The 21,589-nt window shown below is 62.1% G+C and carries 22 protein-coding genes and 2 pseudogenes; 10 read left to right on the forward strand and 14 right to left on the reverse strand.

Going from position 1 to position 21,589, the window contains the following annotated elements:
• Positions 1-564 (reverse strand): annotated as a pseudogene (locus tag EN935_RS02060) (ABC transporter substrate-binding protein); the annotation flags it as partial.
• A 132-nt stretch (positions 565-696) separates the two neighbouring features.
• A complete protein-coding gene (gene uxuA / locus EN935_RS02065) occupies positions 697-1,881 on the reverse strand; it encodes a mannonate dehydratase (RefSeq protein ID WP_127262611.1) in 1,185 nt (394 codons plus the stop codon).
• A 168-nt stretch (positions 1,882-2,049) separates the two neighbouring features.
• Here uxuA and EN935_RS02070 point away from each other — a divergent pair, with 168 nt between their 5' ends.
• Genes EN935_RS02070 through EN935_RS02085 form a run of 4 tightly spaced genes read left to right on the forward strand, consistent with a single transcriptional unit; the run spans position 2,050 to position 5,430 of the window.
• Positions 2,050-2,832, forward strand: a complete 783-nt coding sequence (locus tag EN935_RS02070) for a FadR/GntR family transcriptional regulator (protein WP_127262612.1) — start codon at positions 2,050-2,052, stop codon at positions 2,830-2,832.
• Positions 2,825-3,610: an SDR family oxidoreductase gene (locus tag EN935_RS02075; protein ID WP_127262613.1), complete on the forward strand. Its 786-nt coding sequence runs from the start codon at positions 2,825-2,827 to the stop codon at positions 3,608-3,610. Before EN935_RS02070 ends, EN935_RS02075 begins: the two co-directional genes overlap by 8 nt.
• A gap of 3 nt (positions 3,611-3,613) precedes the next feature.
• Entirely contained in the window at positions 3,614-4,732 is a 1,119-nt protein-coding gene (locus EN935_RS02080; protein WP_127262614.1) for a mannonate dehydratase, read from the forward strand.
• On the forward strand, positions 4,729-5,430 hold the full coding sequence (locus EN935_RS02085) for an RraA family protein (protein WP_109672105.1): 702 nt from the start codon (positions 4,729-4,731) through the stop codon (positions 5,428-5,430). The genes EN935_RS02080 and EN935_RS02085 overlap by 4 nt, the downstream gene beginning before the upstream one ends.
• Positions 5,431-5,605: 175 nt before the next feature.
• Here EN935_RS02085 and ugpC read toward each other — a convergent pair whose 3' ends face one another.
• The 11 genes from ugpC to EN935_RS02140 all read right to left on the reverse strand — a co-directional run bounded on the left by ugpC (position 5,606) and on the right by EN935_RS02140 (position 16,871).
• Positions 5,606-6,718 (reverse strand): sn-glycerol-3-phosphate ABC transporter ATP-binding protein UgpC, encoded by a 1,113-nt coding sequence (gene ugpC / locus EN935_RS02090; RefSeq protein WP_109672102.1) that lies wholly within the window; start codon positions 6,716-6,718, stop codon positions 5,606-5,608.
• Between the two features lie 49 nt (positions 6,719-6,767).
• Positions 6,768-8,186, reverse strand: a complete 1,419-nt coding sequence (locus tag EN935_RS02095; protein ID WP_127262615.1) for an FAD-binding oxidoreductase — start codon at positions 8,184-8,186, stop codon at positions 6,768-6,770.
• 2 nt (positions 8,187-8,188) lie between these two features.
• Positions 8,189-9,073, reverse strand: coding sequence for a PfkB family carbohydrate kinase (locus tag EN935_RS02100; RefSeq protein WP_245468652.1), 885 nt, complete (start codon positions 9,071-9,073; stop codon positions 8,189-8,191).
• Positions 9,074-9,137: 64 nt separating this feature from the next.
• A complete protein-coding gene (locus tag EN935_RS02105) occupies positions 9,138-9,962 on the reverse strand; it encodes a carbohydrate ABC transporter permease (protein ID WP_245468653.1) in 825 nt (274 codons plus the stop codon).
• A 32-nt stretch (positions 9,963-9,994) separates the two neighbouring features.
• Positions 9,995-10,957, reverse strand: coding sequence for a sugar ABC transporter permease (locus tag EN935_RS02110; RefSeq protein WP_109672092.1), 963 nt, complete (start codon positions 10,955-10,957; stop codon positions 9,995-9,997).
• 8 nt (positions 10,958-10,965) lie between these two features.
• On the reverse strand, positions 10,966-12,288 hold the full coding sequence (locus tag EN935_RS02115; RefSeq protein WP_127262617.1) for an extracellular solute-binding protein: 1,323 nt from the start codon (positions 12,286-12,288) through the stop codon (positions 10,966-10,968).
• 29 nt (positions 12,289-12,317) lie between these two features.
• Positions 12,318-13,331 carry an SIS domain-containing protein gene (locus tag EN935_RS02120; protein WP_109672086.1) on the reverse strand — a complete coding sequence of 338 codons (1,014 nt, stop codon included), beginning with the start codon at positions 13,329-13,331 and terminating at the stop codon, positions 12,318-12,320.
• Positions 13,332-13,521: 190 nt separating this feature from the next.
• Complete coding sequence (locus tag EN935_RS02125) at positions 13,522-14,544, reverse strand: LacI family DNA-binding transcriptional regulator (RefSeq protein WP_109672083.1); 1,023 nt, start codon at positions 14,542-14,544, stop codon at positions 13,522-13,524.
• 440 nt (positions 14,545-14,984) lie between these two features.
• Positions 14,985-15,383, reverse strand: a complete 399-nt coding sequence (locus EN935_RS02130; protein ID WP_109672080.1) for a hypothetical protein — start codon at positions 15,381-15,383, stop codon at positions 14,985-14,987.
• Between the two features lie 99 nt (positions 15,384-15,482).
• On the reverse strand, positions 15,483-15,707 hold the full coding sequence (locus tag EN935_RS02135; RefSeq protein ID WP_109672078.1) for an alkylphosphonate utilization protein: 225 nt from the start codon (positions 15,705-15,707) through the stop codon (positions 15,483-15,485).
• A gap of 273 nt (positions 15,708-15,980) precedes the next feature.
• Positions 15,981-16,871, reverse strand: coding sequence for a LysR family transcriptional regulator (locus EN935_RS02140; RefSeq protein WP_127373144.1), 891 nt, complete (start codon positions 16,869-16,871; stop codon positions 15,981-15,983).
• 229 nt (positions 16,872-17,100) lie between these two features.
• Between EN935_RS02140 and EN935_RS02145 the strand changes: the two genes are divergently transcribed.
• From EN935_RS02145 to EN935_RS02160, 4 genes and pseudogenes are all read left to right on the forward strand, one after another.
• Positions 17,101-17,835: an SDR family oxidoreductase gene (locus EN935_RS02145; protein WP_127373145.1), complete on the forward strand. Its 735-nt coding sequence runs from the start codon at positions 17,101-17,103 to the stop codon at positions 17,833-17,835.
• 84 nt (positions 17,836-17,919) lie between these two features.
• Positions 17,920-18,087: pseudogene (locus EN935_RS02150) on the forward strand (NADP oxidoreductase coenzyme); the annotation flags it as partial.
• Between the two features lie 3 nt (positions 18,088-18,090).
• Complete coding sequence (locus tag EN935_RS02155) at positions 18,091-18,594, forward strand: SRPBCC domain-containing protein (RefSeq protein WP_127262145.1); 504 nt, start codon at positions 18,091-18,093, stop codon at positions 18,592-18,594.
• A gap of 55 nt (positions 18,595-18,649) precedes the next feature.
• Entirely contained in the window at positions 18,650-19,462 is an 813-nt protein-coding gene (locus EN935_RS02160) for an SDR family oxidoreductase (protein WP_109670208.1), read from the forward strand.
• Between the two features lie 43 nt (positions 19,463-19,505).
• Here EN935_RS02160 and EN935_RS02165 read toward each other — a convergent pair whose 3' ends face one another.
• Positions 19,506-20,354, reverse strand: a complete 849-nt coding sequence (locus EN935_RS02165) for an AraC family transcriptional regulator (RefSeq protein WP_245468581.1) — start codon at positions 20,352-20,354, stop codon at positions 19,506-19,508.
• A gap of 70 nt (positions 20,355-20,424) precedes the next feature.
• Here EN935_RS02165 and EN935_RS02170 point away from each other — a divergent pair, with 70 nt between their 5' ends.
• Both EN935_RS02170 and EN935_RS02175 read left to right on the forward strand, forming a co-directional pair.
• Positions 20,425-20,811 carry a hypothetical protein gene (locus EN935_RS02170; protein ID WP_109670170.1) on the forward strand — a complete coding sequence of 129 codons (387 nt, stop codon included), beginning with the start codon at positions 20,425-20,427 and terminating at the stop codon, positions 20,809-20,811.
• Between the two features lie 233 nt (positions 20,812-21,044).
• A partial coding sequence (locus EN935_RS02175) for an NADP-dependent oxidoreductase (RefSeq protein WP_164770993.1) occupies positions 21,045-21,589 on the forward strand: 545 nt, incomplete at its 3' end.

Genomic DNA, 21,589 nt, shown 5'->3' on the forward strand with positions numbered 1-21,589 from the left:
TCGTTCGACCTTGTCGCGGCTGATGAAATCGTCGGCCTCTTCCTGCGGATCGCCAAGCGTCAGCAGCAGGCACATGGCATCCGTCGGGACCAGAGGCAGGCCGAGCCATTTTCCATCCTTGCGGGTACGGCGGCCGAGATCGACAACATCGCCATGGGAGCGCGGGGCATCGCCATAGGCGGCCATCAAATCCGGCCGAAAAGACGCCACCTGACAGGCGGCATCGATCGGGAGTGCCCATTGGCGCCCCTCCCTGGCGTAGGATTGCCACGACTTGCCAACCGTATCCCGTTCGAAGACCTGGCGCTGCTCGCCGGTCAGATGCTCATCGAAAGGAACCATGAGCCGGCCACTGGCGATCTCGCCAATGAACGGGTGATCGAAGACGACGAGATCATACTGGCCGAGAACCCGGTCGATCGCCCCTTCGCCAAATTCGTAGAGGCTGCGGCGATCCCATTCGATCTCGAGACCGGGATGGTTTGCGCAATAGGGTCCGACGCTGGCGTCAAGCGGACCCCAACAACGCCTATGATCCCACGCCAATCCGCGCAGCTTCGTCATACTCTTCAAATCCTCCCGGCGGCCGGACAACAGCCGGCCTTGCCGTCGACATAGCACTAATTTTCATTGGTGCAAACTATTTTCACTTACACAAACTGCGCAAATGACCTCCCAGCGATCCAAAGCAGCGCTTCAAGCCAGATCGAAACGTTCCACGGCGCGCATGACGCCACGCAGCTCGGCGAGGCCTTTCAGCCGGCCGATCAGCGAATAGCCGGGATTGATCCTGGTCTTGCCGATGTCGTCGGCGAGCAGATGGCCATGGTCTGGTCGCATCGGAATGCGCCAGTCGGCGCGGCCTTCCCTGCGACGGCGCGTCTCTTCCTGCATCAGAGCCAGGATGACATGCGCCATGTCGGTGCCGCCCTCGAGATGCTCACCCTCATAAAACGAGCCGTCATCCTCGATGGTGATGTTGCGCAGATGAGCGAAATGGATGCGGTCGGCAAATTCCTTGACCATGGCGACGATGTCGTTGTCGGCGCGTGTCCCGTAGGAGCCAGTGCAGAATGTCAGGCCATTGGCGGGGCTATCGACGGCGTTGAGGATGAACCGCGCATCCTCGGCGGTCGAAACGATGCGTGGCAGGCCATAGAGCGAGAAGGGCGGGTCGTCGGGATGGATGCACATGCGTACCCCTTCCTCTTCGGCCACCGGAATGATCTCGCGCAGGAACCAGGCAAGGTTGTCGCGCAACTCCTTTGGTCCGATCGCATCGTATTCCGCCAGGGCCGCGCGAAAACTTTCCCTGTTGTAGCTGCGCTCGGTCGCTGGCAGGCCGGCGATCAGGTTGCGCTCGATCCTGTCGATCGCCTCGCTGCTCAACTCCTTCAGCCGCGCTTCCGCCTCAGCGATGCGGGCGGCGCTGTAGCTGGCCCCAGCATTGCTGCGCTTCAGCACGAACAGGTCGTAGGCCGCGAAATCGATCGCATCGAAACGCAGCGCATAACCCGTCGTCGGAAGCCGATAGGCCAGATCGGTGCGCGTCCAGTCGACCACGGGCATGAAATTGTAACAGATCGTCGCAATGCCGGCCTTGGCGAGCGCGCGGATGCTGTCGCGGTAGAAGCCGGCATAGCGCTCGCGTTCCGGTGCGCCGATCTTGAAGGAGTTATGGACCGGGATGCTCTCGACAACCGACCATGTCAGGCCAGCGGCCTCGATGATCCGCTTGCGCTCCAGAATGCTCTCGAGCGGCCAGGCACGCCCGTCATAGATATCGTGCAAGGCCGTCACCACGCCTGTCGCACCTGCCTGCCTGACATGCTCAAGCGTCACCGGATCACCCGGTCCATACCAGCGCCAACACTGTTCCATGAAGCCTCCTAAACGTCAGAAGGCAATCTTATTTGTTGGACCACAAACCTGTCAACAAGCAAAAATTGGATTTTCATCGGGCCATTCCAACTTTTTTGAGCGCTTTCGGTTGATTTCTTATCTGCTCGGCCCTAGTCTTGGTCCAACAAATATCCAGGAGGCAATCACTTGGAGCAGGCTGATCACGACCCGGCGGGAGCGACAGAAGACGCTAGGCCCAGCAGTTCGGCCGTCGACCAGACCGTGCGGCAGATTCTCGACCTTATTCGCAATCGCGCCATGTCCGTCGGCGACGTCCTGCCTACAGAAAGGGAGCTCTGCGAACTGTTTGGCACCAGCCGCAATACGATACGCGAAGCGCTGCGCACCATCCGCACCTATGGCCTGATCGACCCCAAGCCGCGTGTCGGCGCGGTGCTGGCCGATCGCCAGAATGTCGCTATCCAGAACTTCTTTGCTGCCCAGATGGACATCTCGAGGACGTCCTTCAACGATATCCAGGGGTTTCGCCGCATCATCGAAGTGAGCATCGGCGACCACATCATTCTCAATGCCAGCGCCGCCGAACTTGACGCCCTGGACGAGGTCAACGGCCTTATCGAAACCAGCAAGGATGTCCAGGAGGCGGCGCAGCGCGATTTCGATTTCCACCTGGCGCTGATGAAGCTCGCCGGCAACCGCATGCTGGTGCAGACCTACCAGTTCCTGTCGCCGGTTATCCAGCACATCATGACCGTCGGGAAATCCATCCGGCCGGTGCTCAGCGAAACACGTCGCGCACATGGCGAGATCATTGCGGCGCTGCGCGCGCGCGATCGCATCGCCTATTGTTACCTGATGAGCCGGCATCTCGATTTCGGCTTGCGCTTCGTTCCCGACGACCTCGAAAACGCGCGAACCTCGCCGGCGCAGCCGGACCTGACATCTTCCAAGGATTTGCACCATGTCTGATTTTGAGAACAAGGTTGCGCTGATCACCGGCACGACCGGCATCGCGCTCGCCACCGCGAAGCGTCTGGCGCAGGGGGGTGCTGCGATCATCGCCTGCGGTATCGATGAAGCAGCCAATGCGGCCATGCAGGAAAGCCTCGCCGGAGCCGGGGCGAATGCGCTGGTGCAGACGGTTGACGTTTCCGTTTCCGACCAGGTTCGTGACGCGGTCACGGCGGGCGTCAAGCGGTTCGACGGGATCGATATCATCGTCAATTCCGCGGCTATCCATCCGTACGGGACCGCGACGACGACCGACTGGGAAACCTGGAACCGGGCGATGACGGTCAATATCGGCTCGATCTATCTGACCGCGCATTTCGGCATCCCGGAAATGATCAAGCGAGGCGGCGGCGCCATCGTCAATGTCGCCTCGGTGCAGGGTTTCGCCTGCCAGCAAAACGTCGCCGCCTATGCCACGACCAAAGGCGCCATCCACACGCTGACGCGCTCGCTGGCGCTCGACTACGCGACATCAGGCATCCGGGTCAATTCGGTCAGTCCGGGCTCGATCCGCACGCCGATCCTCGAGAAGGCAGCGCGCGGCGACAATGGCAGCGACGCCGATGTCGATGAGGCCTACAGGCGTTTCGGCGCGGCCCATCCGCTTGGCCGCATCGGCGAACCCGAGGAAGTGGCGGAGCTCATTGCTTTCCTGTGCTCGTCGAAAGCCGGCTTCTGCACCGGCGCCGACTACAAGATCGATGGCGGCCTGACCGCCGGCATTGGCGTGAAATAGATCATGAAGATCGGTCTTGGCCTTTACCGGGAGTCGCTGACACCAGGCAATTTCCGTTTCGCCCGTCAGGCTGGCGCCACCCACATCGTTGCCCACCTCACCAACTATTTTCGCGGTCGCGACCCATCGCTGTCGGCCGGCAGCGAAACGGAAGGCTGGGGCGACTGCTCCACCGATGAACTCTGGAGCTACGAGGACTTCGCTGGCCTGGTGAAGACCGTGCGCGACAATGGACTGGAGATCGCGGCGATCGAGAATTTTTCACCCCGCTTCTGGTCCGACGTGCTGCTCGGCGGGCCCGATCGCCCGGCGCAAATAGAAGGGTTGAAGCGCCTTGTTCGCGATGCCGGGCGCGCCGGCATTCCATGTATCGGCTACAACTTCTCGATTGCCGGTGTCTGGGGCTGGTCGCGTGGCCCGTTCGCGCGCGGTGAGGCCATGTCGGTAGGACTGGACCTTGCCGCCATCGATCCAGATCTGCCCGTTCCCGACGGCGTTGTCTGGAACATGCGCTACCGCGCCGGCCGGCCGAATGCCGAGCCGGTGAAGGTCAGCACCGATGAGCTTTGGCAGCGGCTCGGTGTCTTCCTGCGCGAGATCGTACCGGTGGCCGAAGAGGCCGGCGTCGTGATGGCGGCGCACCCCGACGATCCGCCGGCCGAGGCGCTGCGCGGTGCTGCGCGGCTCGTCAACCGGCCGGAAAAATACGACCGGCTGATGGATATGGTCGACTCGCCGTCCAATGGACTGGAACTCTGTCTCGGTTCGCTGCAGGAAATGCCTGATACCGATGACATTTACGAGCACGTCCGGCGCTTCGCCCGACGCCAGCGCATCGGCTACATCCACTTCCGCAACGTGCGCGGCAAGGTGCCTACCTACCACGAGACCTTCGTCGATGACGGCGATATCGACATGGCCGAGATCGTCCGCATCCTTCGCGATGAAAACTATGACGGCGTGATCATCCCCGATCATACGCCGGAAATGTCCTGCGACGCACCGTGGCACGCCGGAAAGGCTTTTGCCTTGGGCTATATGCGTGCGCTGGTTCAGAACGCCGCAGCGCTGGGACCTTCCCGCACCGCCAATTCCACGAGCACCCTAAGGCAAGGCTCATGACAAGATCGACGCGCCTCTATGCCGACGACGCTGAAATGTATCGTTTATTCGAAAAAGAGCTCTTCGTCGCGGTGGTCGGAGACGTAATGGATACGCTGGGGCTGCAGCATCAGTTCCTTCCGCCCGTGTTCAAGCCGGTCGACGAGAAGACGCGCTTGCTCGGTCGGGCCATGCCGGTGCTCGAATCCGACATCTTTCTGTCCAACGAACCGACCCGCAATCCGCTGATGACCAAACCGTTCGGGCTGATGTTCGAAGCGCTGGATGATCTGAAGCCCGGCGAAATCTACGTCGCCAGTGGCGCTTCGCCGCGCTACGCGCTGTGGGGCGAGCTTATGTCGACCCGCGCTAAGATCCTCGGCGCGCATGGCGCGCTGGTCGACGGCTTTGCTCGCGACACCGACGGCATCAAGGCGCTGGAATTCCCGTGCTTCTGCACCGGTTACTATGCACAAGACCAGGGCGTGCGCGGCAAGGTCATAGACTATCGCTGCGCACTCGAGATCGGTGGTGTGCGGATCGAGCCGGGCACGCTCCTGTTCGGTGATAAGGAAGGGGTCCTCGTTATTCCACGGCAAGTGGAGGAAGACGTCGTTCGGCTGGCCCTCGAAAAAGTACGTGGCGAAAGGCTTGTCGCCAACGCGATCCGCGAGGGCATGAGCGCGGTGGAAGCCTACAAAACCTTCGGCATTATGTGACACGTCGGTTGATCGACCTGCGCAAGACGGTCGACGCCGTTTGTATCCCGTTGACCAAACTGGATCTCGCGACCCTTGCCAGACGGTCTCCAAAATTCGGTGGCTTCCTGACGTGTTGAGAATGTGGGCGCGATGCGCACAGGCATTCAGGCGATGCATGGTGCGGAGACCGTCATCAATCCAGTAGGAGAGCTACTTCCTGATGCCGGAGTGAGCGGCCGTCGCCATCGAAAAGGTGCAGATCCTGCGGGTGCGCTGACAGCCTCACCGCGCTTCCGCGGGTGACTGCGGCATTGCCAGGCAGCTTGGTCACCAGCGGCAGATCGGCGCGGCCGATGTCGATATAGACAAGCTGGACCTCGCCGAGTTGCTCGACATAGTCCACTGTCCCCTCGAACAGAAAATCAGGCCCGGTGACGACGAACAGGTCTTCCGGTCGCACGCCGAAGCTGACCTCAGTTCCCTTGGAGGACGCTGGCGTCGCCAGGGGCACGGTCACCTTGTTTGCGCCTATATGGCTGATCGCCGTTGTCGCACCGGCGGTCTCTATCCTGGCCGGCACGATGTTCATGGCCGGTGAGCCGATGAATTGGGCAACGAACAGATTGCCGGGCCTTTTGTAGAGATCCATCGGCGTGCCGACCTGTTCGACGTGACCGTCCTTCAGCACCACGATACGGTCGGCCAAGGTCATCGCCTCGACCTGGTCGTGGGTGACGTAGATCATCGTCGTGTTGGGCATCGATTCCTTGAGCTTGGCGATCTCGATGCGGGTGGCGACGCGAAGCGCGGCGTCGAGGTTCGACAGCGGCTCGTCGAAGAGGAAGACCTTGGGATTGCGCACGATGGCGCGGCCGATGGCGACGCGCTGGCGCTGGCCGCCCGACATCGCCTTGGGCAGACGATCGAGATACTTGGTCAGTTGCAGGATTTCAGCCGCTTGCTTCACCCGCTGGTCGATCTCGGCCTTGCCGACCTTGGCGATCCGCATGCCGAAGGCCATGTTCTCGTAGACCGTCATGTGCGGATAGAGTGCGTAGGACTGGAACACCATGGCGATGCCCCGCTTCGACGGCGGCACGTCGTTGACTATCTCGCCATCGATGCACAGGTCACCGGAGGTGATTTCCTCCAGCCCGGCGATCGACCGCAGCAAGGTCGACTTGCCGCAACCCGAAGGCCCGACGAAAACTATGAACTCGCCAGATTTTATGTCGAGGTTGACGCCATGGAGAATGTCGACACTGCCGTAGGACTTCCTGATCTGCCTGAGTGTCAGATCGGCCATTGTGCTCTCCTCGATTGCATGACGGTGGGCAAGGTGCTCGGCATAATGCCTACTTCTTGCGGTGGCCTGGCTTCAGCCCAGCCAGCAGATTGGTGATCTTGTCCGCCCTCCGGTTGCGGATTTCGACGTCGTTCTTGCGGCGGACTGCGCTGCGGACGAGCTTGGCGCCGAGGTAACGGAACGGTTCGGGCGGCAATGACATCCGGCGTTCGATGCCAACCAGGCCGCTGGCGCTCCAGCGATCCTTGCGCTCCAGCACCAGACTGGCCAGGATTCGCCCGCCAATCGGCGTCTGTGCGATGCCGGTTCCGTTGAAGCCCATGCCATAGAAGATGTTGGGATGGCCACGCAGGTGATCGAAGACCGGGACGTGCTCGGGCACGCAGTCGATGGGGCCTGCCCAGTCATACTCGACCGGCACATCACGCAGCGCCGGATAGACCCGACGCAGCTCCCGCACATTGTCGCGGCCATGCTCCGGGCTGCGGTTGAAGCTGGCGCCGAAGTTCCCGCTGAAGGCCACGTTGCCGCTTCCCCGGCCGAACACGACCCTGCCCTTGCGGGTACGCTGATAGTACAGAACCTGGCTCTGGGAGTCGCAGATCGAGGTACCGTCGCGCCAACCGATCATGTCGAGCAATTCCGGCACCGCGGCAGTAGCGATCACCTGGCTGTCGACGACGTAGAGATGGCGGCGCAGCTCCGGCAGCGCCGAGAGCCATGCATTGGCTGCGAGCACGACCTTCTCGGCCTGCACCATGCCCCGCGCCGTGCGCACCTTGCATGTCCTGCCTGGCTCGATGTCGAGAACCGGGCTGCGCTCATGGATGATCACGCCGCGCGCCAATGCCAGGTTGCGCAATCCGATCGCCAGTTTGGCCGGATGGACCGTACCGGCATTGGTCTCGACGACACCGGCATAGGATGCGGATGAACCGGTGCGGCGTTCGATGTCCTCGGCCGTCAGCGGCTTGAAACGGTTCTCTCCCACCGCCGCCGTCATGGCAACGGCGTGCTCCCACGCGCCTTCCTGGGCAATCGAGCTCGCTGTCCACAGCCATCCGTCCAGCCGCAGATCCATGTCGATCGTGCCGTTTTGCTGCAGCGCCTTCAACTCCGCAATCGACGCCACCGTGTCGGCACAGAGTTGTCGCGCCTCTTCGAGGCCGACGACCGTGCTGATCTGGTCGAGCTCGGCGAACCACGAGTGGACCTGACCACCATTGCGCCCCGAGGCGCCTGAACCACAAAGGTCCGCTTCAAGGACAACGACCCGCGTTTCGGGAGCAAGCTCACGGATACGCAGCGCCGTCCACAGGCCGGTGTAGCCGCCGCCGACGATCACCACATCGGCGCGCTCATTGCCCTGCAATGGATCAGTCACCGCGCCGGCGCCGATATCCTGCAGCCAGAACGACCGGTCGGACGGAAGCGCTGCTGCCGGCTGTCGCAGACGAAGTGTCGTCACGGTCAGGCTCCCTGCGCGTCGGTGATGAAGCTGGCGTATTTGGCCGGCAGCCATTCTGGTATGGGACGGGGCTTCTGGGGAAATCCGCCGAGATGCGTACAGGTCTGCGCCGCCGCTACTGAAGCTGTGTGCAGCGCTTCGGCTGGCCCCCGGCCTTCGAAGCGGAGCGCGGTCAGGAATGTCGCGATGAAACTGTCGCCGGCACCGCATGTGTCGACCACGTCGACCAGTGTGGCCGGCGCATGCACGACACCCTTGCCGTCATCGAAATAGGAGCCGCGGCGTCCGCAAGTGACGACAACCTGCCGCGCGCCGGCGGCCCTGAGTGCGGTGAGCAACGGCTCGACCGGCTTATCGACCTCGTCAGGCCCTGAGGCAAACAGCAGTGGCACACCGTCGAGCGGCAGCGCCAGATGCGTCGTCGATACGTCGATGCTGAACGGCACATGGTCTGCCACCAATCGTCGGACAAGGTCCTTGTTGGCGTTGGTGCCGAGATGCACCCAGTCAGCTCCGGCGATAACTGCATAATGCTCCGGCGCCGGCATGTAGTTTTCACCGACCCCGAACGATTCGTGCAGGAACTTCCGATCCCCGGATTCGTCGCGGAGCAAGGTGACGGCGGTGTCGCCGGGGCGCCGTTCGACATCGTCCGGCGACAGGCCGACACCTGCCAGTTCGGCAAGCACCACGTCACCCTCGGGGTCCTCGCCGACGGCGCCGAAATAGCGTGCCGTCCAGCCGTTGCGCCGCCACTGCGCTGCAACATTCAGCGCATTGCCACCGACGGTGAGCAGGCCGCTGGTGAGATAGGTGTCGAGGCAATTGTCCCCGACGGCGACGAGCTTTGGCTGCGTCATGCCGGCACCCGGAAGGTCAGAAGGCAAATGTCGGCTCCGATCAGCTGATGGAAAGCAAGCTGCGGCATGAAGGGGTCCTTTCAGGGAATTGCTACTTGCCGATGCCTTCGGACAGGCCACGAATGAAGTAGCGCTGCGCGGCAAAGAACACGATGACGATGGGCAGGGCAGAGATCGTCATGGCGGCGAAGACCACAGCATAGTTGGTCCCGTGCGTTGCCATGATGGACGTCAGGCCAACGGGCAACGTCTGCACGTCGCTGCCGCTGGTGAAGATCATGGCGAACAGATATTCGTTCCAGGCAAACAGAACGTGCAGGATGACGCACGAGATGATGATCGGCCGGCACAGCGGCAGGGTGACGCGCCAGAAGATCTGGCCTTCGCTGGCGCCGTCCATCGTCGCCGCCTCATCGATATCGCCGGGCAGATCCAGCATGTAGGCGCGGATCAGAAAGGTGGTGAACGGCACACGGAAAGCCGTGTAGAGAATGATCAGCGCCCAGTAGGTGTTGTAGAGGCCGAGCGCCTGCAGCATCTTCACCAGCGGAATGATCGCCACGGTGGGACTGAGCATCAATCCGCCCAGCACGATGGCGATAACCAACGGCTTTGCCGGCATCCTGGTCCGGGTCAAGCCGAAAGCGGTCCAGGCGCTGATCAGCACCGTGCATAGGGCCGAGGCGACGGTCACAAGGACAGAGACTGTGACATAGCCGCGAACCCCCTGGTTCCACGCCTGGACATAGTTGTTCCACGACCAATGGGCAGGCAGGGCGAAGGGATCGCCGAAGATCTGCGCATTGTCCTTGAAGCCGCTGAGCGCCATCCAGATCAGTGGATAGATGACGACGACGCCGAGGCAGACGAGGAAGGAATATAGGAACGTCCTGGCGATGACCGACCAAACATTCACGCGCCGAGCCCGCCCAACTGCAGCCGCCGCGCTCATAGCTGTACCCGGCGACGTTTCGTGTACCAGAGCTGGGCTGCACCGGTGAGCATGGTCAATACGAAGATGACGGCGGCAATCGCGGCGCCATAGCCGAAATTGTCCTCGATGAAGGCCTTCTGGTAGAGCCACGTGCCCAGGACCTGGCTGCTGTTGTTAGGCCCGCCCGCGGTCATGACCATGACCTCGTTGAACACCTGGAACGCGCCGGTGATGGTGACGATGATCATCAGCCCAGTCATTTCCCGCGTCAGCGGAAAGGTGATGCTCCACAGGCGGCGAAGCGGACCGGCGCCGTCCATCGTGGCGGCGTCGTAGAGGTCGCGCGGGATTTTCTGAATGGCGATGGCAAACAGCAGCGTCGAGTAGCCAAAACCCTGCCATTGGCTCATGGCAATGATGGCATAGATGGCCGTGTGCTCGTTGCCGAGCCAGGGCAGGACGAGCTGGCTGAGACCAACGCGACTGAGCGCCGCATCCAGCAAGCCGATCTGCGGCTGGTAGATGAAATAGAACAGCAGGCCGGTCACTGTGATCGAGATGGCGGAGGGCACGAAGTACACGGCGCGCCATAAGCGGCGCCAGCGTTCGCTCTTCAGGTCCTCGATGATCGCCGCCAGCAGAAACGCGCCGAAGACCTGAAAGACGACGGAGATGATGGCGTACAGGCAGTTGTTCCAGAGCGCGAGTAGCACGACCGGGTCATGCAGAAGCCGGTCGTAATTGGCGAGGCCCACATTGGTGACCTCGCCGGTATAGATATCCTGGTCGGTGGTGCTGACGATGAAGTTGTCGACGATCGGATAGTAGACGAACCAGCCGATGAGGATCAGCGCGATCGCGGCCCATCGGAACGACAACAGATTGCCGAAGCGGGTCTGTAAGCTTTTTGGCCTTTGCGGCCTGGCGGCGCCGCGTACCGCGGCGCCGCTTCCGATTGTGTCCGATGTCCTGGCCATTGTCTGCTTTATTTGGCTGCGGAGGCGGCCTTGCGCACCTCGTCCATCACTTGCTCAGGCGTCATCGAGCCACCCGCCAGCGCCTGCAGGCTGGACAGCCAGACAGCAGCGACGCGCGGTGGATTGGCCGTATCGAGCCAAGGCATCAGGAACGAAGCCGCATTGATCTCCTTGAGGCCGTCGACCACCGATACACTCATGTTCGATTCCGAGGCGCCGCCGATGGTGGCGCTCGGTTGACCATAGGGCGGCGCGGACAGGATCTGCGCGTTTTCCTTCGAGGTCACGAACTTCATGAAATCGATCGCCAGCGGGATGTTTTTCGACGCCGCATTGATCATGTAGCCCTCTGGTGCGCCCTCGATCGACTTGGGATCACCCTTGGCGCCATCGGGCACGGGCAGTTTGAAAAAGCCGAAATCGGCAGGCTTCAGCGCCGAGTCCGATGTGGCAGCCTGATCGAACTCAATGATCTCCTGATAGTACATGGCCGACTGAGCGTTGGTGAAGGCCTGGAGAGCCGAGGCATAGGACGTGCCATTGACGCCGGCGCCGTCGGTGCAGCGTTCGACAAGCTGGCTGAACTGCTTGAGCGCCGCGACATAGCCCGGATCGGTGTATTCGGCCGTGGCCGGATCGAAGTCGCGTTCCAGCGTTGGCTGCGGCACATTGTAGGCGAGCAATTGGCCCGCAAAGTGGATTGCCGGCCACGCTTCCTTGTTGCCCAGCGAGATCGGCGTCGCGCCGGATTTGCGAATGGCATCGCAGCTCGTCAGCAGTTCCTCGAAATTGGCTGGCGCCTTCAATCCGAGCTTGGCGAATATCTGCTTGTTGTAGCCCATGAACTTGGCATCCTGATAAAGCGGGATGCCGTAGAGCTTGCCATTGTACTCGAACGCTTTGACGGCCGCCGGAGAAAGCGTCTTGCCCCAGTCGGTATCGGGGCCGATGACCTTGCTCAGGTCGACGGCGCGATTGCCGCGGACGAAGTTGCCAGCCCAGCTGCCCGTCCAGGAGAAGTAGACATCGGGCAGCGAGTTCGAAGCGACCAGCGTCTTCGTCTTACCTTTTACGCTGTCGTCACTTTCCTGGATGAGTTCGACCTTAACGCCCGGATGGAGCTTCTCGTATTCCTGCGCCAGATTGACGAAATAGGGCGACAGCTGCTGCAGCCCGAACTTGGTCAGGATCGACAGCGTGCCGCTGTATTCGACCTTGGCGTTGGGATCGGCCGCGACAGCCGGCGAAGCAGCAGAACTGCCGTACATCGACAGCCCCAATGATGATACCGCGGCCACTGTGACCGCCACGACTTGCAGCGAACGTTTCATAAGCAGCTCCTTCAGAGGTTGAGAGGGGATCAGTATTCAACGCGTTTGTAGTAGCGACGGGTCGTCAGCGGGTGGTTGCGCAGCACCTCGAGATGCGCGCTCAGCCGCTCAAGCAAGGTGGCGAGCAGCACCGGCGAGATCATGCTACGCACCTGAGCCGAGATGCCCGGCAATTTGACCGAGGCGGCATCCAGTGTGCGGACGCAGTCGGTGTAGCGCCTGGCGAAGTTCTCGACCCGGTCGGCCAGCGGGCGAAGCGCATCTTCGCCCTTGAACACGAAGACACTGACGCCCGGCTCGACCAGTTCGAGCGTGCCGTGGAAGAAGTCTGCCGCATGCACCGGGCGGGTGCGGATCCACTGCATCTCTTCCAAGATGCACATGCCGTAGTAGTTGGCCTCGGGCCACACCGAGCCGGCGCCGGTGAAGATGTGATAGGTCTCGTCCTTGATGGTAGCGGCCAGCTCGGCGGCCTTGTCCTCGAAGGCGGCTTTCGCATCGGCAAGCAAGCCGGGAAGAAGCTGGAGTTCCGCGACAGCCGCGTCGAACCCGTCATACTCGCCGCGCTCGGCCAGCAGAGCCAGCACGATCAGCAGCGTCTGCAGGTAGAACGACTCCGAGGAGGTATCGTCCTCGGCGAAGTTCGTGAAGTTATGGTCGGCTTCCTGCGCGATCGGCGTGTCCGAATGGCCGGTGAGCGAGATCGTGCGAACGCCCCGCTTCTTCAGGAAAGCCATGAGCTCGACGCCTTCCTTTGTCGTGCCCGACAGCGAGGGAATCACGACCACGGCCTTGTTATCGAGACCGGCCGGCGGATCGAGAACGACCTGGGCCGGATATGCAGCGCTCACCGGAAAGGTGGAGTAGCGCTGCGCCAGATCGATCGCGGGTAGGGTCAGAAGCTGCACACCGCCGGTGCCCATGAAAAACAGCCGCTCGACGCCTTCCGAAAGCAGCGCGCGCATGAGCGAACGTGCCTCGCCGGCGATGGAAACGGCACCGCTCTGGATCCTTATGAAGCGGTCCTTGTCAAAGTTCAGCATGTAATTCTTCCTTGCATTGCGGATACGGCAGAGCCTCTGCCTGGGCGCAAGCGTCGATGCGCCGTCTAACCAGTCTTCGATCGATCGCGATGTGAGATCGATCTCACATCGCGATAATGGGCACGAACTTTCGCGATTGGCAAGTCCCTTCGCGATGAAATTTGTCGAAGCTGAAAGATTCTGGTCCCGGTCAGCGCCCGCGGAGATGTGCAACCGAGCCACGGACAATCAGGCGCGTCGGGAACCGGATATGACGCGGCGCGATCTTCTTGCCGGCTAACCGTTCAAGCAGAAACCTGGCGGCAAGCGGACCGATCTCGGAGATAGGCTGGGCCACGACCGTGATCTGCGGATCGGTGAAGGTGGCGAGATTGAAGTCGTCGAAGCCGACCAGCGACACGTCGTGCGGGATCGAAAGCCCCATTGAGCGCAGGCCGAGAAGCGCGCCCTGGGTCATCAGGCTGTCCACCGTGAACAGGGCGGTCGGACGGTTGCGGCGGCTGAACAGGCGGATGGTAGCGTCGACAGCATGCTCGACGGTCGAACGCGCGACGCTGATCAGCGATTCGTCGAGCGCTATGCCATGCGACTGCAATGAATTCTGATAGCCTGCGAGGCGTTCCTGCGCGGTGAAGATGCGTGAGTCATCGCGCAACAGGCCGATACGGTCGTGTCCATTGGAAACGAGGTAATCGACCGCTTCGCGCGCGCCGCCTTCATTGTCGACGACGACGCTATCGCATTGCAGTTCCTTGACGACGCGATCGATCAGCACGACCGGTGCGCCTTCGTGCGCCAGCTGCACGATGTGCTGGTTGTCGGTCGCCGATGTCGGCGCCAGAATGAAGCCGCGGATGCTCAGCGAGCGCAGGCTCTCCAGCAACTCCTTTTCCTGCTCGACGTTCTCCTCGCTGCTGGCGATCAGAAGATTGTGGCGGTGCTTGCGCAGCTCGACCTCTATGTCGTGCGCGATTCGGGCGAAGAACGGATTCTGGATGTCGCCAGGCACGAAGCCTACGATCGGCAGCTGTCCGCTGCGCAGCGCCTGCGCGACGAGGTTGGCCCGATAGCCCAGCCTTTCGGCTGCCTCAAGCACGCGGAGCGCTGTCTCGTCGCCAACGTAACCATAGCTGTTGAGCGCCCGCGCGGCCGTGGCGCGCGACACCTTAGCCGCTGCGGCAACGTCTTTTAGTGTGATTCCTTTCTGCGTCACGGGTAACTGTCCTTCTGCGACCTGGACATTGCGTCAGATCATCATTCTCGGCTCGATTTTCGGCTCGTCCTGCCGGCATTGTTGTGCGGCATATCGGCCGATTCTCAAACTGCCAACACAGCTTGCGCAATTTCTTGCCACCTTGCTTGAGAAAAGCGCCTGTTTGGCTAGCGTGGAAACTTGATCCGTGAAGGCACTTACATCTTGTGCGGCCCGTCAATGGCCTCGCACCGGCAGCATACGGCAGTGAATTCATGTTCAATGCGACGTCGCTGGCTGCGAGACGGGCCGCCGAGCACGGCTTGTCAGACGATGCCACGCGACGGGCCGAGGAGGTGCTTGCGAAAGGCGACAGCGGTTTGCATCCGGTTGGTGAAAGGCTATGTCGCCGCTTTGGACCTCGAATCCAACGCTGGCCGCCCATCGAGGCGGCCTTTTCATTAACATGCATGGTTCACTAGGTCGGGTCGGCCCGATTTACGAAGCGCCGCAAGCAGCTTCGCTGCCGCCCCGCCGTAACCAACACAAACCTGCTCGGCCATCGGCAGCGAAGTCCAGGCGGTTAGTTCGGCAACCAGGGGGGCGTTGTCTCCGTTTATCGGCGCGGAAATAAGCTGTCCGTTCTTATCCATCATGATTGCGACGGTGCCGTCTACACCAAACCCGATGGCCGCCATTCTCTGAATTCGAATGTCGCTCTCTACGCGAACATCGAACAAGACAAATCCGCCAGTTTTCTCCGCAATGTCACCCAATCGATCCGAAAACGGCCGATACATGCCGTCTGTGTTGGCGAGCGACTGCTCCAGTAAGACCAGCTCAACATACTCCGCCTGCATGCCGTGAGAGTGCCCGGCAGGCCGTGCGGGACCAATAGGTCATGGATAACTATCCACACAAAACGGCCCACCTTTGGAGATGGCCCGCCCCTTGGGGGGTCACGCCTTCTTCACGAACTCGGTTTTAAGCACGAGGCCCTTCACCTGCTTGGTGTTGGCCTCGATCTCCCCGGGATTTCCATTGAGGCGGATACCCTTGACCATCGTGCCGCGCTTGATCGTCTCCGAGGTGCCCTTGACCTTCAGGTCTTTGATCAACGTGACGGAATCGCCGTCATTCAATTGAGCGCCGTTGCTGTCGCGCACGATTTCATTGTCTGGCATTGCCCATCTCCCGGCGATTTGGGAGCACCACTACCAGATGACGTAAGAATTCCAAAGCGAGGTGGCCTTTTTCGTTTCAGGAGCACCATGAAGAGGATTCGGTGGTTGCCGCCTGCGGATCATGAGTATCCTGCAGAGGAGTTTTCAGGCGATGCCTATTTCTCCTCATTGGCGCACGGCGCAACATCCGCGGATTGAACGACGCCGTTTCAAGCGATCGCAGCTCGGCTTCCGACCGGATTACGGCAAGCGTCGCCTGCGACCTGCCGGGCGTCAGTCGCGCGATATGGACAGCCCCGCGAGAAGCGGCGCGTGCGCGGCGAGCCTACGGGATACGAACTCCGTGAAGAGCCGCACGCGCTTCGTCTTGCGTGTCTCCCCCTGTGTGAGAAGCCAGAGCGTTCCGTACATGTGCAGCTCGGTGCCCGGCACCCTCACCAGTAGGGGGTCGGCATCGCCAATGAAGCACGGCAGTGTCGTCATCCCGAGCCCTTGCCGTACAGCAACGATCTGCGCCTCGCCGTCCGTGGTCCTGAACGGAACCCCCGTGGTGCGAACTTCGCTGGCCCAATCCGGAATTCCATGAATGCTTATGACGATCCACCGGATGGGATCAGGCGCGCCCGCACGCCACGCGGCCAGTCGATCGCGGGACATGTAGACGCCGCCGAACAGCTCCGGCCCCTTCAGGCCGTGAAGATTGAGCGGCAGGGTTTTGCGGTCGTAGACGACGCGGATCGCGACGTCGGCCTCTCGGTTGGTCAGATTTGCCAGATCGCCGGACGACAGGATTTCCATCTCGATGTCGGGATGCAGACGCGCGAAATCGGCGAAGTCCGGCATGAGCAGGTGTGTCGCAAGGGTCGGTGCCAGTGTCACCCGCAGAAGCCCGCGCACGCTCTGGTCGCGACCGAAGACGCGCGTCTCCAACTGGTGCGACGACGCTTCCATCTGGTTCGCGAGCTCGAGGACCTCCTCGCCGGCAGCCGTCAGGCGGTAGCCCGAAGGCAGCTTTTCGAACATGTGCGCCCCAAGGCGTTCCTCGAGCTGGGCGATGCGTCGCAGCACGGTTGAATGATTCACCCCGAGGTGCGCGGCAGCAGCCCGCACCGAGCCTCCGCGTGCGACGGCAAGAAAGTAGCGAACGTCATCCCAGTCGATCATGGTGCAATCCTGCGCAGCGCAGTGCGGCTTGCAAAGGCCCATTCTAACACGATCAGCCGTAGTTTGCGCAGTCGTCGCGGCGTTCAATTATCTAGCTGGATCGTTTTCGCACCACCGATGTGCGCGATTGCGCACTCACCGCCCGACTTCGGCGAACCCATCTTGAGGCTCTCGCGGGACGTTCCCGTACAGCCAAAGACACGAGACGGCGAAACGAAGGATGCACGTCATGACCAGACTGAATGGAAAGACCGCCGTCATCACGGGTGGCGCGACCGGCATCGGCCGCGCGTCGGCAAAGCGCTTCATCGAGGAAGGCGCCTTCGTTTTCATCTTCGGCCGCCGGCAGGACGCGCTTGACGCCGCTTTGGCCGACCTTGGGCCCAATGCCCGCGCGGTGAAGGGCTCGGTCTCGGATGAGGCCGATCTCGACCGGCTCTACGCTGCGGTGAAGGCCGAGCGCGGCAGCCTCGACATCGTCTTCGCCAATGCCGGTGCGGGAGGTCCGCTGCCGCTCGGCCAGATCACCGCCAAGCACATCGACGAAACCTTCGACACCAATGTGAAGGGTACGATCTTCACGGTCCAGAAGGCGTTGCCGCTCATGGGCCGGGGCGGTTCGATCATCCTGACCGGATCGAGCGCCGGCACCACGGGCGCCCCGGGCTTCACTGCCTATAGCGCGAGCAAGGCGGCCGTTCGCAATCTCGCGCGGACCTGGGCGGAAGACCTGAAGGGCACCGGCATCCGGGTCAACGTGTTGTCGCCCGGGGCGACGGCGACCGAACTCGCGAAGGAAGCGCTGGGCGAGGAGGGCCAGAGGGCCTACGGCGCGATGACTCCGCTCCAGCGCATGGCCGATTCCGCGGAGATCGCGGCGGTGGCTGCCTTTCTCGCGTCGTCGGACAGCAGCTTCATGACCGCCAGCGAAGTCGCCGCCGACGGCGGCCTAGCACAACTCTGACGCACTACGCCCGGCCGGGCGCTCCATTTGATCGTTCGGAGCCACGCAGGGCGTGACAACCCAAGGAGAAAACATATGAGCTACGCTAGCGACGATGACGCGGCATCCACCCCCGTCCGCGCCCTGGTCGAACAACTGGGATTCGCGCCGGTCTGGCTGGGGAGACTAGCGGAGGGAGGATCGCTCATACAGGCGCGGGACAAGAGCTGGGCGCCTCTCATCTTCCAGGATCTGTTCAAGAAGGCGTCGTGAACAATGTATGACCGTGTAATCTGGCCCGAGCGGTACGACCCGAAAATCTCGGCCATCTACGCGCTCAATGACATCGACGTGAAAGCTCCGCCCGAGGTGGTCTGGAAGCTGCTCGTCGATGCCGAGAACTGGTCCCGTTATTTTCCTGCCGAAAATCAGGTCAAAATCCTAAGCGGCGGGCGAGAACTGGCGCTCGGGACGCGATACAGCCGGGTGACGGTCGGCTTTCCGATGAGCCTTGTCGTGACGGAATGCGTGCCTGACCGCAGGCTCGCCTGGGCGACGACCGTCGATGGTGACGAGACAGGTTCTAGCGCCTACCACGGCTGGGTGATTACGCCCACGGCCGACGGCTGTCATGTGCTGACCGAGGAGACGCAGCAGGGTCCCTGGTTCCTTGAGGAGCTCGGGTGCAAGCATCCCGGCGCGCTCTACCGCTATCACCAGTTATGGGTCGAAAGCCTCGCTGTCGCTGCGGAGGCGGAAGTCGCGCAGATGGCAGGGTAACACGCCTGTTCTGACGCCAGGGCTAGCGGCCCAAATGCAATCGGAGATGAATCACATGAATATCGAACTCAAGGGCCGCAAGGCGATCGTTACGGGCTCAACGGCGGGCATCGGCCGCGCCACTGCGGAAGGACTGGCGCGTGCCGGCGCCTCGGTCGTCATCAACGGCCGTGGACGCGTCCGCGTCGATGAAGCGGTGCGACAGATGCGACAAGCCTTTCCGGACAGCGACATTTCCGGCATCGCCGCCGATCTGTCGACGGCGGCGGGCGCCGAGACCGTCTTCGCGCAGGCGCCCGACGCCGACGTCCTCGTTAACAACGTGGGGACGGCGTACATCCGCGACTACAACGGCATCGAGGACATCGCGAAAATCCCCGATGAGGACTGGCTCGGGCTGTTCCAGCTGAACGTGATGAGCGGCGTGCGCATGGCGCGCCATTACCTGCCGCGCATGGTGAGGAAAGGCTGGGGCCGTGTCGTGTTCGTCAGTAGCGAATCCGCAGTCAACATTCCCAAGGAGATGCTCGACTACGGCATGACAAAGACCGCGCAGCTGGCGGTCTCGCGTGGGCTTGCCGAGGCGGTAGCGGGCACGGGCGTCACTGTCAACGCCGTCCTGCCGGGGCCGACCCGGTCCGAAATCCTGGGCGACTTCATGGCGAAGCAGGCCGAGGCGAACGGAGTCACGCAGGAGGAAGCCGAGCAGGGCTTCCTGAAGGCGATGCGCCCCACTACGCTCATCCAGCGCTTCGCGACGACCGACGAGGTCGCCAACATGATCGTCTATGCCTGCTCGGAGCAGGCCTCCGCAACGACTGGTGCGGCGCTGCGCGTGGAAGGCGGCGTGGTCCGCTTCGTCGCTTAAGCATGCCGTTGATTGTACCGACGCTTAGTGCCGAGTTCATCGATTAGGGAGATCCATCCCGGAGTGCATCGAACTCGCGCGGCGGCCGCCCGGTCACCCGACTGAACACGCGCGAGAAGGCGGCCGCGCTGTCGTAGCCGACCTGCGCCGCGACACTCTTGACCGGTTTACCCTTGCCGAGAAGCTGGCGCGCGATCGTCATGCGCCAGACCGTCAGGTACTCAATGGGCGTCAGGCCGACCAGCGTCCGAAAATGATCGGCGAACCTCGTGCGTGACATGCCCGCAACGTCGGCCAGATCCTCAAGCTTCCAAGGCTTCTTCGGCGCCTCGTGCATCGCGGTCAGCGCCTTGGCCAGGCGTGGGTCGGCGAGCCCGGCGAGCACGCCGGTCGAAATGATCCCGCTCTCAACGACGTGACGCACGATGAGGATCAGGAGATAGTCGAACAGCCGGTCGAGCGCCGCCTGGCGGCCACCAGCTTCAGAGAAAGCTTCGCCGATCAGCAGATCACAAACCGGGCCCAGCGCCGGATGAGCAGCGAGCGGCAGGACCACACATTCAGGCAGGCCCTGGCCAATCGGGTTGCCCTCCGCACCCCCGAGTTCGACGGTCGCGCATACGAGGTCGGCTCCGCGCCCAGGATCAACTGCGAAACTGTGGGTCCGCCCGCGCGGCAAAAACAGCAGGGTCGGCTCAACGAGTTCGAGGTCGGCTTGTCCGTCCTGGGTGACCGTGAGCGCGCCTGCCTTGAACAGGTGCAAATGGCCCACACCAGTGAACTGCAACGTCTGGCACAGGTTCCCCGTGAAGAATGTCCGGGCCGTCGGCGTTACGTGGGCGAACAGGGCAGCGAAGGGGTCCATTGGGACGATCAGCAAAATAATTGGCACCAAGCGTCACCCATAGTCTTCCATATAAGTGGTGTGCAAGTCCCCAGTCCTCGATCAACCGGAGAGTCTCATGAATATTCGCTTCGTCACAAAGACCGTTCACGCCTTCCTCGACTATCCCGTCGCGCTGAGCCTGATGGCAACGCCGTTCCTGCTCGGGCTCGGCCATGCCAATCCGCTGGCGCTTTGGGTGTCGGTCGCAACTGGCGTCGCCGCCCTCATTCTGACCCTGTTCACCAATCACAGGACTGGTGTAGTCCGAGTGCTGCCATTTGGGCTGCATGTCGCGGTTGACCGCCTCGTCGGCATTACTTTCGTCGCCGTGCCCTTCGTGCTCGGCCTGCAGGGACTGGACGCCTGGTACTACTGGGCGAACGGTGCTGCCGTTCTCCTCGTCACCTTCGTGCTCAACGCGCCCGAAAGCGGGGAGCGCGCACTGAAGACGGCGCACCCTTAGAGGCTTGCTAACATCATGCGGCAGCGGCCGAGTTAACCCTCGGTCGCCGCTGGTGCTTGAACCACGCAAGTTCGCTCCCCAATGGCGATCCGTGTCGCTGCGGCACACGAGCAAATTGACATCAAGGTCGTCGCAGAAAGTGTCGAGTCGATAACTGGTTGTGTGAGATCGAAAAGCCCCTTCCGCGCGTGCAATTTACCCTGAACCAACAAGTATCTGCGGAGACGACACCCATGAAAGCGATCATTGTGACGAACCAGTCTGCGGGAACGGCCGGCATGACACTGGTGGAGCGGCCCAAGCCACAGGCAGCGATAAACGACGTCGTCGTTCAGGTTCATGCGTCGGGCTTCGTCCCGACCGAGTTGGAGTGGCCTTCGACTTGGACCGACCGCCGCGACCAGGCGCGTACGCCATCGATCCCTGGACACGAACTGGCCGGAGTGGTCACCGCGCTCGGCTATGGCACCACGGGTCTTTCAGTGGGACAGCGGGTGTTCGGTCTCGCCGATTGGTATCGCGACGGCACACTGGCGGAGTATATTGCCATGGAAGCACGCAACCTCGCGCCGCTGCCAGGCGACGTCGATTTCACAGTGGGCGCGAGCCTGCCAATCTCGGGTCTGACCGCGTGGCAGGGACTCTTTCAGCACGGCCGTCTTCAGGCGGGGCAGAGCGTCCTTGCACATGGCGCAGCCGGCGCCGTCGGTTCGATGGTGACGCAACTCGCACGTGAGGCCGGTGCCTATGTCATCGGCACCGGACGCGCGGCCGACAG

The organism is Mesorhizobium sp. M7D.F.Ca.US.004.03.1.1, from assembly GCF_003998635.1.
Lineage (GTDB): Bacteria > Pseudomonadota > Alphaproteobacteria > Rhizobiales > Rhizobiaceae > Mesorhizobium > Mesorhizobium loti.